Origin of the sequence: Rhodococcus sp. CH91 (assembly GCF_022554085.1) — a bacterium.
GTDB lineage: Bacteria > Actinomycetota > Actinomycetes > Mycobacteriales > Mycobacteriaceae > Rhodococcus.
In genome coordinates this window covers 48,829-63,032 of record NZ_JAKFYR010000012.1, presented here as the reverse complement: position 1 = coordinate 63,032, position 14,204 = coordinate 48,829, and the positions used below count along the sequence as shown (strand labels likewise).

Annotated in this window: 16 protein-coding genes; 6 read left to right on the top strand and 10 right to left on the bottom strand. The window is 67.9% G+C overall.

Features of this window, described 5'->3' with window-relative positions:
* Window position 1: 1 nt before the first annotated feature.
* The 3 genes from MOM01_RS19925 to MOM01_RS19915 are packed head-to-tail and all read right to left on the bottom strand — an operon-like array spanning window position 2 to window position 2,070.
* Entirely contained in the window at window positions 2-796 is a 795-nt protein-coding gene (locus tag MOM01_RS19925; protein WP_374112345.1) for a maleylpyruvate isomerase family mycothiol-dependent enzyme, read from the bottom strand.
* A 44-nt stretch (window positions 797-840) separates the two neighbouring features.
* A complete protein-coding gene (locus MOM01_RS19920; RefSeq protein WP_241387169.1) occupies window positions 841-1,281 on the bottom strand; it encodes an HIT family protein in 441 nt (146 codons plus the stop codon).
* A gap of 33 nt (window positions 1,282-1,314) precedes the next feature.
* A complete protein-coding gene (locus tag MOM01_RS19915; protein ID WP_241387168.1) occupies window positions 1,315-2,070 on the bottom strand; it encodes an SIR2 family NAD-dependent protein deacylase in 756 nt (251 codons plus the stop codon).
* A 451-nt stretch (window positions 2,071-2,521) separates the two neighbouring features.
* Between MOM01_RS19915 and MOM01_RS19910 the strand changes: the two genes are divergently transcribed.
* The 3 genes from MOM01_RS19910 to MOM01_RS19900 are packed head-to-tail and all read left to right on the top strand — an operon-like array spanning window position 2,522 to window position 5,403.
* Entirely contained in the window at window positions 2,522-3,649 is a 1,128-nt protein-coding gene (locus MOM01_RS19910) for a Re/Si-specific NAD(P)(+) transhydrogenase subunit alpha (RefSeq protein WP_241387167.1), read from the top strand.
* The gene (locus MOM01_RS19905) at window positions 3,650-3,979 is read left to right on the top strand and encodes an NAD(P) transhydrogenase subunit alpha (RefSeq protein WP_241387166.1); all 330 of its coding nucleotides are present in this window, start codon (window positions 3,650-3,652) and stop codon (window positions 3,977-3,979) included.
* The gene (locus MOM01_RS19900) at window positions 3,979-5,403 is read left to right on the top strand and encodes an NAD(P)(+) transhydrogenase (Re/Si-specific) subunit beta (protein ID WP_241387165.1); all 1,425 of its coding nucleotides are present in this window, start codon (window positions 3,979-3,981) and stop codon (window positions 5,401-5,403) included. The genes MOM01_RS19905 and MOM01_RS19900 overlap by 1 nt, the downstream gene beginning before the upstream one ends.
* A 106-nt stretch (window positions 5,404-5,509) precedes the next feature.
* On the opposite strand, the gene MOM01_RS19895 is transcribed toward MOM01_RS19900, so the two are convergent.
* From MOM01_RS19895 to pdhA, 5 genes are all read right to left on the bottom strand, one after another.
* Entirely contained in the window at window positions 5,510-6,670 is a 1,161-nt protein-coding gene (locus MOM01_RS19895) for a YeiH family protein (RefSeq protein ID WP_241387164.1), read from the bottom strand.
* The gene (locus MOM01_RS23205) at window positions 6,667-6,801 is read right to left on the bottom strand and encodes a hypothetical protein (RefSeq protein WP_277610009.1); all 135 of its coding nucleotides are present in this window, start codon (window positions 6,799-6,801) and stop codon (window positions 6,667-6,669) included. The genes MOM01_RS19895 and MOM01_RS23205 overlap by 4 nt, the downstream gene beginning before the upstream one ends.
* A gap of 81 nt (window positions 6,802-6,882) precedes the next feature.
* Window positions 6,883-8,175 (bottom strand): dihydrolipoamide acetyltransferase family protein, encoded by a 1,293-nt coding sequence (locus tag MOM01_RS19890; RefSeq protein WP_241387163.1) that lies wholly within the window; start codon window positions 8,173-8,175, stop codon window positions 6,883-6,885.
* A gap of 9 nt (window positions 8,176-8,184) precedes the next feature.
* Window positions 8,185-9,168, bottom strand: a complete 984-nt coding sequence (locus MOM01_RS19885; RefSeq protein ID WP_241387162.1) for an alpha-ketoacid dehydrogenase subunit beta — start codon at window positions 9,166-9,168, stop codon at window positions 8,185-8,187.
* Window positions 9,165-10,265 (bottom strand): pyruvate dehydrogenase (acetyl-transferring) E1 component subunit alpha, encoded by a 1,101-nt coding sequence (gene pdhA, locus MOM01_RS19880; RefSeq protein WP_241387161.1) that lies wholly within the window; start codon window positions 10,263-10,265, stop codon window positions 9,165-9,167. The genes MOM01_RS19885 and pdhA overlap by 4 nt, the downstream gene beginning before the upstream one ends.
* A 166-nt stretch (window positions 10,266-10,431) precedes the next feature.
* On the opposite strand from pdhA, the gene MOM01_RS19875 reads away from it, so the two are divergent.
* Window positions 10,432-10,905 (top strand): Lrp/AsnC family transcriptional regulator, encoded by a 474-nt coding sequence (locus MOM01_RS19875; RefSeq protein WP_241387160.1) that lies wholly within the window; start codon window positions 10,432-10,434, stop codon window positions 10,903-10,905.
* Window positions 10,906-10,934: 29 nt separating this feature from the next.
* Here the strand turns inward: MOM01_RS19875 and MOM01_RS19870 are convergent, their stop codons facing one another.
* Window positions 10,935-11,408, bottom strand: a complete 474-nt coding sequence (locus tag MOM01_RS19870; protein ID WP_241387159.1) for an acyl-CoA thioesterase — start codon at window positions 11,406-11,408, stop codon at window positions 10,935-10,937.
* A gap of 183 nt (window positions 11,409-11,591) precedes the next feature.
* On the opposite strand from MOM01_RS19870, the gene MOM01_RS19865 reads away from it, so the two are divergent.
* Window positions 11,592-12,452: a sulfurtransferase gene (locus tag MOM01_RS19865; RefSeq protein ID WP_241387158.1), complete on the top strand. Its 861-nt coding sequence runs from the start codon at window positions 11,592-11,594 to the stop codon at window positions 12,450-12,452.
* Between the two features lie 39 nt (window positions 12,453-12,491).
* The gene (locus MOM01_RS19860) at window positions 12,492-13,343 is read left to right on the top strand and encodes a DUF5995 family protein (protein ID WP_241387157.1); all 852 of its coding nucleotides are present in this window, start codon (window positions 12,492-12,494) and stop codon (window positions 13,341-13,343) included.
* A 28-nt stretch (window positions 13,344-13,371) separates the two neighbouring features.
* Here the strand turns inward: MOM01_RS19860 and MOM01_RS19855 are convergent, their stop codons facing one another.
* Window positions 13,372-14,190, bottom strand: coding sequence for a shikimate 5-dehydrogenase (locus MOM01_RS19855; RefSeq protein WP_241387227.1), 819 nt, complete (start codon window positions 14,188-14,190; stop codon window positions 13,372-13,374).
* Window positions 14,191-14,204: the final 14 nt, after the last annotated feature.

Below are 14,204 nucleotides of genomic sequence, written 5' to 3'. Positions count from 1 at the left end.
TTCAGATCGTGAACGCGAGGTTGTCCACGATGCGACGACCGACCTCGGTGTCGTCGTGGAGGACGATGTCGCCGAGTCGGTCCTCCGCCCGGAGGCGTCCGCCGGCGAGGCGCACGAACAACGACGAGTCCATCGCGATCGTCGACGTGGCCGGCTGCGAGAGTTCGGGCACCACGGTGGCCCGCCCGTGTACCTCGAGGTGGATCGTGCGCGCGAGGGGGCCGGAGAGCTCGATCGTGATGCGTGCCCCCTCCGGAGCCTTGCCGCGTTTGCCCACGACGAAGGGCACCGCGCCGAAGATTTCGGTGGACGCGAGTTCGGCTCGCGGACCGCCCTCGGTGCCGCTCCTGCCGAGCGCGTCGCAGATGTCCAGTTCGTGCAGCCAGCAGTCGAACACGCGGATACGCATGAAACGTCCGTACGGCGCCGGGCCCACGGGTGTGGTCGACTCCTTCTCGAAATCCTCCTGGCTCATCGCGGAAAGTTCGTCGGTGCGACGCGCGACGATCTCGCGGTATCGCGACAGGACCTCCGGGCCGGGGACGGGGCGCAGCGATTCCACCCACAGTTCGTTGAACGCCGCGATGTCGTTGCGTACATGGGGGAGCGACCGCACGTCCCGGTCCACACCCGGAGCGTCGATACCCGCGAGCATCGACTCGGTGCCGATGAGATGCGCGGCGATGTCCTTGACCGTCCATCCCGGCAGCGTCGTCGAGGCGTCCCACTCGTCGTCCGTCAGCCCCGAGAGCACGTCGTCGAGGGCGCCGAACTGCTCGATCAGCAGCGGCCGGATCGTATCGACGGGGAACTCGACGCTGGGCGTGCCGGAGTGCGATGTCACGGATGCTCCTCGGAAGTGAGCCGGTCGAGACCGGCGCGGATGAGTGCGGCTGTGGTCTCGGGATCGTGGGGGCGACGGCGGAGCAGGCCGATGCCCATCCGTACACGGTCGCCCGTCCAGCGGGGCAGCACGTGCAGATGGGTGTGGAAGACGGTCTGGAAGGCTGCCCGTCCGTCGTTGAGGACGAGATTGGTTCCGTCGGTGGCGAGCTCGGACCGGGACATCGCCCGCGCGATTCGTTGCCCCGCGCGGAAGACCGCGGCGCCCGAGGCCGGATCGAGATCCTCGAGGCGGGCCGCGTGGATGCGCGGGACCACGAGCGTGTGTCCGCGCGCGATCGGCCGGATGTCGAGGAAGGCCACCACGTCGTCGTCCTCGTACACCCGCGATGCCGGAGCGCCACCCTCGGCTATGGCGCAGAACACACAGGAGCTCACCGGGCCACCCTAACCCGGGCCGTCCTTCTCGGTTCACGGCCGTCCGTGCTCCAGTGCCTCGACGAGAGCGGGCAGCCCCACAGCTGCCGTCGTGCGCCAGCTGTGGTCCACCCGATCGCCGAGATCGGTCTCGCGGGGATCGATCTCCACGACCGGCACACCGTGGCTCCGGGCGAGAGCGGGCAATCCCGCCGCGGGATACACCACGCCCGACGTGCCGACCACGACGAGCAGCTCGGCGTCCCGCACGGATCCGGTGGCGATCTCCCAGGGTTCCTGCGGCAGCATCTCGCCGAACCACACGACACCGGGCCGGACGTCGTCTCCGCAGGCGGGACAGGACGGTGGCTCGAGCCGGGCGAGGGCGTCACGTGGCGGGTCGGGGAGTTCGACGGGACGGCCGCATCGGGTACAGCGCGGCGAGAACAGGCTTCCGTGCAGATGGACGACCTCCTCGCTGCCGGCACGCTCGTGGAGGTCGTCGACGTTCTGGGTGACTATCTGCACGCGGGCGGTGTGTCCCCAGTCCGCAAGGGCACGATGACCGGCATTCGGGTGGACCCCTCGCACGAGGGCGACCCGCCACTGGTACCACGCCCACACCTTCGCGGGATCGTCCTCCCACGCTTCCGGCGTCGCGAGGGCCGTCGCGTCGACGTTCTCCCACAGGCCGGTCTGTGCGTCGCGGAAGGTGGGTACCCCGCTCTCCGCGGACATGCCGGCGCCGGTCAGAACGGCGACGCGACGGGCGGTGCGGGCGAGATCGAGGATCGGGGGCGGCACACCCATGACGCCAGATTAGAGGTGCTCCATTACTCCGAGCAGGGGACGAGCGCAAAGTTCGTGTCCGTCCTCCGGGTGTCTGAATCGATTCCGAAGTGTCATGAATCGATGCACGTGAGTGGGCGCGAGGTGGTAGGCGAATCTGTTTGCCTTCCGCACGCTTTCGTTCCGGAGGGGGTCGGTGGGCCGGTTTCCGCCGCCGATTCCGATACTTCCCCGCCTCGTCGTTCGGGGGAGGAAAATAGCCTCGGGTAGGTGAGCTGCCTCACAAACTTTCGTCATCTTGCTGTTCGGACTCGATTCAGATGAACCGAACAGGTTGCGGGTTCGCAGGAGGGCACGGTAGGTCTGCATAAGCCTTTCAGTGCACAAGAGGCCGTCACATGGCCTCCGATTTCGCATATTCCGCCACCGACCGTGGCGCGACGCGCACTTTCATCGACGCAGGAGTCAAGAATTGAGTACCGAAGGATCGAATACGGGGAGCGGAGCGCACCGCCGTCCGACCGTCGGCGTCGTTCGTGAGACGAACGACGGGGAACGGCGGGTCGCGCTCGTGCCGAAGATCGTGCCCGCGCTGGTCGGGAAGGGTCTCGACGTGGTCGTCGAGGCCGGTGCCGGTCAGGGCGCGCTGATTCCCGACGGCGCATACAAGGAGGCCGGCGCGACCGTCGGTGACGCCTGGGCCGCCGACATCGTCGTCAAGGTCGCGCCGCCGAGTGACGCCGAGATCGCCCGCCTGAAGTCGGGCCAGCGACTGATCGGGTTCCTCGCCCCGCGCAATGCCGACAACCAGATCGGTGCCCTGACGCAGGCCGGCGTCGAGGCATATGCCGTCGAAGCCATTCCGCGTATCTCCCGCGCACAGGTCATGGACGCCCTGTCGTCGCAGGCGAACGTCGCCGGGTACAAGGCCGTGCTGGTCGCGGCGAGTGAATCCACGCGGTTCTTCCCTATGCTCACCACCGCGGCCGGCACCGTGAAGCCGGCGACCGTGCTGGTGCTCGGTGTGGGTGTCGCGGGTCTGCAGGCACTGGCCACGGCGAAGCGGCTCGGTGGCCGCACCACCGGTTACGACGTACGGCCCGAGGTCGCCGACCAGGTGCGCTCGGTCGGCGCCCAGTGGCTCGACCTCGGCATCGACGCTGCCGGTGAGGGCGGCTACGCGCGTGAACTCACCGACGCCGAGCGGGCGCAGCAGCAGCAGGCGCTCGAAGACGCCATCAAGGGCTTCGACGTCGTCATCACCACCGCGCTCGTGCCGGGCCGCCCGGCACCGCGCCTGGTGACCGCCGCCGCGGTCGAGGGTATGAAGCCCGGTTCGGTGATCGTCGACCTCGCCGGTGAGACCGGTGGCAACTGCGAACTCACCGAGCCGGGACAGACGGTCGTCAAGCACGACGTCACGATCTGCTCGCCGCTCAACCTGCCCGCGACGATGCCGGAGCATGCCTCCGAGCTCTACTCGAAGAACGTGTACGCGCTGATCGAGCTGCTGCTCGACGAGTCCGGTGCTCTCGCCCCGGATTTCTCGGACGAGATCCTCGCGGCTGCCTGCGTGACACGCTCGAAGGAGAACTCCTAGATGTACAACGAACTACTCGCGAACATCGCGATTCTGGTCCTGGCCGGATTCGTCGGTTTCGCCGTCATCTCGAAGGTGCCGAACACGCTGCACACGCCGCTGATGTCGGGCACCAACGCCATCCACGGCATCGTCGTGCTCGGTGCGCTGGTCGTGCTCGGCCACCTCCCCGGAGACGCCCCCTGGGGTATCAAGATCATCCTGTTCGTCGCTCTGGTGTTCGGCACCCTGAACGTCGTCGGTGGCTTCGTCGTCACCGACCGCATGCTGGGGATGTTCAAGCAGCGCAAGGACGCCCCGGTCGCACAGAAGAAGGGGGCTGACTCCTGATGAGCTACCTCGTCTCGGTCCTGTACATCATCGCCTTCGCGATGTTCATCTACGGTCTGTCGGGCCTGACCGGCCCGAAGACCGCCGTGCGCGGCAACTACATCGCCGCGGTCGGCATGTTCGTCGCGGTCGTCGCCGTGCTCATCGACATCCGCGACACCGACAACTGGGGCCTGATCATCGGCGGTCTGGCCGTGGGCATCATCCTCGGTGTCCCGCCGGCGCTGAAGACCAAGATGACGGCCATGCCGCAGCTGGTCGCGCTGTTCAACGGCGTCGGTGGTGGCACCGTCGCACTCATCGCCTGGGCGGAATATCTCGAATCCAGCAGCTTCACCGCTCTCGACGACGACCCGACCGTGGTCATGATCGTCGGTTCGCTGTTCGCGGCGATCATCGGCTCGATCTCCTTCTGGGGTTCGCTCGTCGCGTTCGCGAAGCTGCAGGAGCTGCTGAACAAGAACCTCGAGAAGAAGCTGGTCGCGTCGGCGAAACTGTTCCAGCTGGCCAACATCGTGCTGGTGCTCGCGTCGATCGCGATCGCGGTCTACATCGGGATCAGCGCCGACGGTGAGCCGCTGGCCTCGTGGTGGATCCTCGCGCTGCTCGTCGCGGCCGGCCTGATGGGTCTGTTCGTGGTGCTGCCGATCGGCGGCGCCGATATGCCCGTGGTGATCTCGCTGCTCAACGCGCTGACCGGTCTGTCGGCCGCCGCGGCGGGCCTCGCGCTGAACAACCAGGCGATGATCGTCGCCGGCATGATCGTCGGTGCGTCCGGCACGATCCTGACCAATCTCATGGCCAAGGCCATGAACCGGTCCATCCCGGCGATCGTCTTCGGTGCCTTCGGCGGCAGCGAAGCGGCCGGTGGCGTGGCATCGGCGTCCGGTGGCACGGTCAAGGCCACCTCGGCCTCGGACGCGGCGATCCAGATGGCGTACGCCAACCAGGTCATCGTCGTCCCCGGCTACGGTCTGGCCGTCGCTCAGGCGCAGCACGCCGTCAAGGAGATGGCAGCGCTGCTCGAAGACCGCGGTGTCGAGGTCAAGTACGCGATCCATCCGGTCGCCGGTCGTATGCCCGGCCACATGAACGTCCTGCTCGCCGAGGCCGACGTCGAGTACGACGCCATGAAGGAGATGGACGACATCAACGGTGAGTTCAGCCGCACCGATGTCACCATCGTCATCGGCGCCAACGACGTCACCAACCCGGCGGCCCGGCTGGACTCGACGAGCCCGATCTACGGCATGCCGATCCTCAATGTCGACCAGTCGAAGTCGGTCATCGTCCTCAAGCGTTCGATGAGCTCCGGTTACGCCGGTATCGACAACCCGCTGTTCACCGCCGACAACACGTCGATGCTGTTCGGCGACGCGAAGAAGATGGTCTCGGAGGTCACCGAGGAACTGAAGGCACTGTAGGCCCTTCCGTTCTCCGTCACGGCGCCCACGCGGATCACCGCGTGGGCGCCGTCGGCGTCCGTGCTCGGCTCGCCTCACCGCGCAGGGAGGACGACCTCGCCGGACATCACCCCTGGGACGGCAACTCGAAGTTGCCGAACAGCACGGTCGCCAGGCCCAGCGCCACGACGATGTTGACCACCGTTGCGGACCCGAAGACGACGATCGGGCGCCATCCGGCCTCGCGCAGTCCCCTCGCAGAGAACTCCAGGCCGATCGAGACGAACGCGAAGATCAGGAACCAGGTGCGCAGGTCGTTGATCGTGGAGATGTCGGCCTTGCCGTCGTCGGCGAATTTCACCCACAGTGTGCCGATCACCGAGGCCGCCACGAATCCGAGGACGAACTTCGGGAATCGCTGCCAGAAGTCGCCGATGCTCGGACGTGCCGAACCCGGTCGGCGCTCCACCCGCAACGCGAAGTAGGCCGTCAACGCCACGGCCACGAAGCCGATGAGAGCGTTCTGGGTGGTCTTGACGATCGTGGCGATCTGGAGGGCGTCCTCGCCCACGATCGCTCCGGACGCCGCTACCGCCGCGGTGGTGTCGATGTTGCCGCCGATCCACGCCCCCGCCACGGCGTCGGACAGCCCGAACAGTCCGGCCAGCCAGGGCAGCAGGAAGATCGACGGCAGAGCGAACACGATCACCAATGAGGCGGCGTAGGCGAGCTGTTCCCGCTTCGCCTGCACGGCTCCTGCCGCCGCGATCGCGGCGCTGACACCGCAGATCGACACCGCGGCCGACAGCAGTGCCCTCAGTTTCTCGTCGAGGCCGAGCTTGCCGCCCAGCCACCAGCTGAACGAGAACACGGCGGTGATGAGCAGCACGCCCTGCACGATCGCGGGCCCGGCGGCGGTGGCGAGGACCGTGAGATTGATCGACGCCCCGAGCAGCACCAGGCCGGTCTTGATGAAGAACTCCGTGCGGAATCCACCGGAGATCCTGTCCCGTAGGCCGGTACGGGAGAGGACCAGATTGCCGAGCAGACCGAGAGCGATGGCGTAGACCGGGAACTCGATCGACGACGCGACCCGCTCGAACGAACTGCCTTCGGCGAGTTCGGGCACGGTCTGCTCGAGGAAACGGACGAGGGCACCGAGCACCACCACGACGAGGACACCGGCGACGGCGAGTGCCCGCGACGGTCTCTGCCGAGCGGGTTCGGCACCGAGCGCGGTACTGCCGGTCTCCTCGGGTGCGATCCCGTCGGTGTCGCGCGCGCTCACGGCACCAGACCTCCGGGGAGGATGCCGGTGAGTACGGCAGCGATGAGCGCGAGGCCGGCCACGACGGCGGCCCAGTCCTCACCGAGACGGCGGGGACGCGAGGTTCCTGCGGGCGGGGGTTCGTTGGTCATGGCTCGCAGCCAACCAACCGCTGTCCGCAGCGTCACGAATTCGGATCGGGCTGATCACAACCGTGTACACGGGTCGATGGGTCACGGACCGGACAGGAGGGCACCCACGGGATCGCCGAGGACGGCTCCGATCGTCGCGAGAGCACGACCCGCTTGTTCTCCGTCGACGAGCCGGTGGTCGAACGAGAGCGACAGGGTGACCACCTTCCGGATCGCGAGCGCGTCGTCCCTGACCCACGGACGGTCGGAGATCGCGCCGACGGCGAGGATCGCCGATTCACCCGGATTGAGGATCGGGGTGCCCGCATCGACGCCGAAGACCCCGACGTTCGTGATCGAGACCGTCGAGCCGGCGAGCTCGCTCGGGGAGGACCGCCCCGTCCGCGCCCGCTCGGCGACGTCGGTGATCGCACCGGCCAGCTGCGGCAACGACAGTGCCTGTGCCTCACGGACGACCGGGACCTTGAGCCCGTCGGGCGTCGCCGTGGCGATCCCGAGATGCACATCGTGATGGAGCACGATGTCACCGCTCTCGTCGTCCCAGCGCGAATTCAGGGACGGCTCGCCGACGATCGCCTGCATCAGCGCGCGGGACACGACGGTCAGTGCCGTGAGATGGACGCCCTCGAAGGAGGGGGACGCACGCAGTGTGGTCACCAGGTCGACCGTGGGGGTCACGTCGCAGGTGAGGAAGACCGTGGCGTGCGGGGCGGTGAAGGCGCTGCGGGTCACGGCGTCGGCCGTGCGTTTCCGCACTCCGGCGACGGGCACCCGGGTGATCCGGCCGGAAGCCTGAACCGGGCTTTCTGGGGAGCCGTGTCCGTCGCCGGCGGTACGGCGCACGTCGTCGCACGTGATCACTCCGTCGCGTCCGGTGCCCGCCACGGTACGCAGGTCGACGTCGAGGACAGCCGCGAGTTTGCGTGCGGCGGGTTTCGCGTCCGGCCGCGCCGGTACCGCCTCGGTGCCCCGGGACGGGAGGGTCTCGTCCGGAACAGGATCGTCCGGGACAGGGCGGTTCGTTCGTCTGCTCGGTGGGGCGTCGCCGGGACCGTAGCCGACGAGCACCGATGGGCGTGCCGGCGCACCGTCGCCTTCCGGCCCGCCGGTGGTTCCGGCGTCGGTGGCAATCCGCAGCAGAGGTGTCCCGACGGGAACCGTTTGCCCCGGTTCGACGAGCAGTTCGGCGACGGTACCTGCATAGGGGGAAGGCAATTCCACGGTGGCCTTGGCGCTTTCGACCTCCCCGATGATCTGGTTGAGTGCGACGTGATCACCGACCGCGACGGACCAGTGCACCCAGTCCGCCTCGGTGAGTCCTTCACCCAGATCGGGGAGACGGAATTCCTGTACTTCGCGTGTCGGATCCGGCATCGATTCTCCTCACGCCGCCAGCGCGCGGTCGACCGCGTCGAGGATGCGATCCGGGTCGGGGCGATGGTGCGATTCGAGTTTGGCCGGGGGATAGGGGATGTCGAATCCCCCGACCCGCAGCACCGGTGCCTCGAGCTGGTAGAAGCATCGTTCGCTCGTGCGGGCCGCGATCTCCGCACCGATGCCGCAGAACACCGGTGCTTCCTGTACGACGACGAGACGCCCGGTCCGCCGCACCGACGCCTCGACGATGTCGAAGTCGAGCGGGGACAACGACCGCAGATCGATGACTTCGAGCGAATGCCCCTCCTGTTCGGCGATCTCCGCAGCCCGCAGCGCCGTGCCCACCAGAGCGCCGAAGGTCACGACCGTCGCGTCGGAACCCGACCGGACGACTCGTGCCGACTCCAGGACGATCTCCGGTGCCCTATCGATCTCCACCTCGCCGCGTTCCCAGTAACGATGTTTGGGTTCGAGGAAGATCACCGGATCGTCGAGGGCGATCGCCTGCTGGATCATCCAGTAGGCGTCGGACGGAGTGCTCGGGCTGACGACGCGCAGACCCGCGGTGTGCGTGAAATACACCTCCGGTGATTCCGAGTGGTGTTCGACCGCACCGATGCCACCGCCGTAGGGAATCCGGATGGTCAGTGGTGCCGTCACCGCCCCCGCGGTGCGGTAGTGGATCTTCGCGACCTGCGAGACGATCTGGTCGAAGGCCGGATAGACGAAACCGTCGAACTGGATCTCGCACACCGGCCGGTAGCCCCGCAGTGCCATCCCGAACGCGGTTCCCACGATTCCGGATTCGGCGAGAGGCGTGTCGATCACGCGCCCTTCGCCGAAGTCCTTCTGCAGGCTGTCGGTGATGCGGAAGACCCCGCCGAGAGTGCCGACGTCCTCGCCCATGACGACGACCCGGGGATCCTTCTCGAGTGCGCGGCGCAGCCCTGCGTTGAGGGCACCGGCGAGTGTCATCGTCGTGGTGGTCATCGTCGTGCCTCCTCACCGGCCGGGCCGAAACTCGCGAGATAGTCGGCGTGGGCGGCGCGTTCCTCGGTCACGAGCGGATGGCCTGTGGCGTAGACGTGGTCGAACAATGTGGCCGGTTCGGGTTCCGGCATCCCGAGGGTGCCGCGCCGCAGTCGCGCGGCGGCGTCGTCCGCTTCTGCTCGAACCTCGTCGAGGAAGGTCTCGTCGATGTGGCCCTCACGTTCGAGGAGCCGGCCGACCCGGTCGAGAGGGTCGCGCGCCTTCCACTCCTCGAGGTCGGCAGGGGCGCGATAACGGGTGGGGTCGTCGGAGGTCGTGTGCGGACCCATCCGGTAGGTGAGCGCTTCGACGAAGAACGGCCCGGCACCCTCGCGGGCGTGGCGGACCGCCCGGCGGGTCACGGCGAGGACGGCGAGGACGTCGTTGCCGTCCACCTGTACGGCCGGCATCCCGAAGCCGGCGGCGCGCCGGGCGAGCGGAACCGGACTCTGGACGTGGGTGGGCACGCTGATCGCCCACTGGTTGTTCTGGCAGAAGAAGACCACCCCGGCCCCCCAGCTGACGGAGAACACGAGCGCTTCGGACAGATCGCCCTGGCTGGTGGCGCCGTCACCGAAGTACGCGATCGTCGCGATGTCGGCCCCGTCGAGTTTCGCCCCCATCGCGTAGCCGGTCGCGTGCAGCCCCTGGGCCCCGACCACGATTGCGGGGTTGGTGGTGGCGACCGGTCGTGGATCCCATCCCGACAGGGCGCAGCCACGCCACAAGCGGGTCATGTCGGCGGGATCGACACCCCGGCACCACGCGACGGCGTGTTCGCGGTAGCTGGTGAAGGCGTAGTCGTCGGGCCCGAGCGCCCGGGCCGAACCGACCTGAGCGGCCTCCTGGCCGGTGAGCGGCGCCCACAGTCCGAGTTCGCCCTGGCGTTGCAGTGCGGTCGCCTCACTGTCGAGACGTCGCACGACGACCATGTCGCGATAGAGTTCGCGCAGCTGATCAGGGCCGATATCGGCGACCAGTGGGGCGTACCCGGTGTCGAGGACGCGTCGTCCGTCGGGTTGGATCAACTGGACCGGATATGCGGTCGGTTCAACCATCGGATCACCTCGTCGGTGCGGATCCGGTGTGCCCTCGTGAGGCGCGACCGGATGATGTGTGGTGTACACCACATCATCCGCGTCCCGTGCGCGTGCGCAATCGATCCGCCTCGCACTGCGCAGAAAGCACGGTTTCGACGCGTCCCACGGTGGCAGACTGCGAAGAATGACCAGTCTGGATGCCACCGACGCGCGTCTGCTCCTCGAACTCGCCCGGACGCCGAGAGCCACGGGGGTGGAACTGGCGCAGCGGCTCGGGCTCTCCCGCAACACCGTCCAGGCACGACTGTCGCGGTGGGAGAACGAGGGGGTCCTCTCCTCCTTCGACCGGCGGGTCGACCCCGCCACGCTGGGATATCCGCTCTCGGCCTATGTCGCCACGCGCGTCGACCAGCACCGGCTCGACGAGGTGGTCGACGAACTGGCACAGATCCCCGAGGTCACCGAGGTGTACGGGCTGACGGGGCCGGTCGACCTGTCGGTCAAGGTCGTCGCGCGGGACGCCGACGATCTCTACCGGCTCGCCGGCCGGATCCTGAAGATCCGCGGCGTCGAACGCACCGACATGTCGCTGGTCATGCAGGAACTCGTTTCCCAGCGCACCACTCCACTGCTCGCCCGCGCTACGGAACGAGCCTGAGAACCCTCTCGACGGGCGCCCCCGGCGGTCTACGGGGTGGGATTCGGCGTCGCCAGCTGAGCGGCGGCCTTGCGGATCTGGTCGGGAATCGGGACGGGGCGACGGGTCTGCGGATCGACGTAGACGTGAACGAAGCGGCCGGTCGCGGCGGGTAGCAGCGCGTCGTCGGATTCACGGAAGATCGCGAGCGAATAGGTGATCGACTGTGTGCCCAGTCGTTCGACCGCCAGGCCCACCTGCAGGCGATCCGGGAAGGACAGCTCGGCGAGATAGCGGCAGGAGGTCTCCGCCACGACCCCGATCGCATCGAGTTCGCGGATGTCGACCCCGGTGGTGGAGATGAGCCACCCGTTGACCGCTGAGTCGAAGTACGAGTAGTACGTGACGTTGTTGACGTGGCCGTAATGGTCGTTGTCGGCCCAGCGTGTCTGCATGGGCCACAACACCGGGAACTGCTCCGGCTCGGGCGGGGCGGCGGGGCTCGTCGGTCGGCGGTTGCTCACGTCTCGACGATAGTGCTCTCCGCACGGCAAATCAGATCAACAGCCACGGGAATCCCGATCCGCCGGAGAAAAGCGCCGAATCGGACGCCTGTGGGGGAGGCCGCGGCGGCCGGTCGTCGCCTCGCCGACGGCGTATCGCACACAAACCCGGAACGGATGTGCCGTTCGTGCCAGGATCGGATCATGTCCGGGAACTCCGTCCTCCTCACGACCCTCGAACTGGCCGAGATGATCGAGCACGGCCGATCTCCGGTGATACTCGACGTCCGCTGGACGCTCGGCGACCCGCACGGCCGGGAGCGCTTCCACGAAGGTCATATCAGCGGTGCGGTCTACGTCGACATGGACGAGGAACTCGCCGACCCGCCGACTCTCGAGCACGGCCGGCATCCGCTGCCCGATATCGATCGCCTCCAGGCCGCGGCGCGTCGATGGGGCATCGACGAGGGAGATCTCGTCGTCGCCTACGACGGCAGCGGTGGTCTCGCTGCCGCCCGCGCGTGGTGGTTGCTGCGGTGGGCGGGGCACCCCGAGGTCCGGCTGCTCGACGGCGGGCTGCAGGCGTGGACGGCCGGTGGCCATCTGCTCGCGGCGGGCCCGGGCGACGAGACGCGACCGGGTACCGTGACGCTGAGTCCCGGCCACCTGCCGACGATCGGCCCGGACGAGGCCGCGGAGTTCTCCACCCACGGGGTCCTGCTCGATGCGCGGGCCTATGCGCGATACCGCGGGGACGAGGAGCCGGTGGACCGGCGTGCCGGGCACATTCCCGGCGCGATCAGCGCGCCGACCACGGAGAATCTGCGCCAGGACGGATCCTTCCTGCCGGCGGATCAACTCGCGTATCGCTTCTCGCGGCTGGGAGTGAACGGGACCGACGTCGCCGTGTACTGCGGGTCGGGTATCAACGCCGCACACGAGATCGCTGCGCTCGAGATCGCCGGGATCGAGGCCGCGCTGTATCCGGGTTCGTGGTCGCAGTGGAGCGCCGATCCGAAGAGGAGGGTCGCGACCGGCGGCAGCCCGCAGGGTGATGGGACGTGAACGTGCATTCCGGACACACCGGTCGGTAAGTTCACATGAATGAAACATTTCGCCGGAGCACGAATCGCGTTCGCTGCGGGGATGACGGGCCTCGCGACGCTGCTCGTCGCGTCGCCGGTCTCGGCAGTGCCGATACCGTCCGATCCCGTGCCGTCACAGTGTGTGTCGGCCGTACCGGAGGCCGAGATCGCCGCGCTCACGGACCCCGCGGGGATCGACACCTTCGACGACGCCCGCACTCGTATCGCCGATCTGCGTGATCTCCTCACCCGCAGCGACGACTATCGCGGCACCTTCGTGCTCGCCTTCGACGAGATCCTCGAACTGACCGGCCCGACCCTCGACTCCGGGATCTACGACGATCCGGAATGGGCGTCCGCGCTCGCGGTCGAGGTCGTGCGGCTGTACCTGTCGAATCTGCACGAATATGTGACCGGCGGAACGCCCGCGCCGCACTGGGCGGACGCGCTGGCGCTGACCGAGCAGTGCGATCGCAGCCCCGGCAGGGTGCTGCTCGGTGCGATCGTCGCGCACCTGGTGGTCGACTTCCCGGAAGCTCTCGTGGCGATCGGCTCGACCCCCACGCACACGCGCGACTTCTACACCTTCGGTGAAGCACTCGTCGACGCCGCGCCGGTGATCGCGGACGAGTTCGAGGCGGTCTACGGCGTCGACCTCGGCCCGTTCTTCACCGGCTGGTTCGTCGGAGACCTCGCGGGCGAGACCGAAACCACCACGTTCATGTTCCAGTCGGCGCGAACGGCCGCGTGGGTGAACAACTTCGGTCTGCAGGATCCTGCCACCCACGACATCACCCGCCTCGAGATGAACGTCGCGGTCGATGCCGCCACCCTCGTCCTCGACGGACTCGAACAGGCCGGCACGATCTGACGGCTCGCCCGCCCCGATCGTCCGTGGCTCAGGACCGGGAGTACTCCGATGCGCGGCGCACCTGCTCGCGTGTCGGAGCCACACCGGTGTAGAGCTCGAACTGCAGTGCCGCTTGCAATGCGATCACCTCGTCGCCGGTGATCACGGGGATGCCGCGTTCACGCGCGAAGCGGACGAGAGGAGTGTCCGGAGGCACGGCCACGACGTCGAAGACGGTGGCCGCCGCCGCGGCGAAGTCGTGCGGGACAGGCAGGTCGGCCGCTTCCGGTCCGCCGGCCATACCGATCGGAGTGGCGTTGACGACGAGCCCGGGCGTGATCTCACGTGTGTCCGGGCACCATCGGTAACCGTATTTACGGGCGAGGGACCGCCCGGTGTCCTCGTTGCGGGCGAGGATCGTCCCCCGGGTGAATCCGTTGTGCCGCAGCGCCGCTGTCGCGGCCTTCGCCATCCCGCCGCTTCCGACCACCGTGACCGGCAGTGCGGTGTCGACCTCGTGGGCGACGAGCAGATCGCTGACCGCCTGGTAGTCGGTGTTGTAGGCGTGCAGGACGCCGTCGTCGTTGACGATCGTGTTCACCGATTCGATGGCTCGCGCGGAGTCGTGCAGTACATCGACGAGGGGCAATACCGCTTCTTTGAACGGCATCGACACGCCGGCCCCGCGGATGCCCAGACCACGAATCCCCCTCACCGCGTCCTCGATATTCGCGGGCGCGAAGGCCTTGTAGACGAAGTCGAGTCCGAGTTCCTCGTAGAGGTAGTTGTGGAACCGCGTGCCGATGTTGCTGGGGCGGCCGGACATCGAGATGCACAGACGGGTGTCCTTGGAGATGCGCTCGAGCATCTCCTCACCGTAGA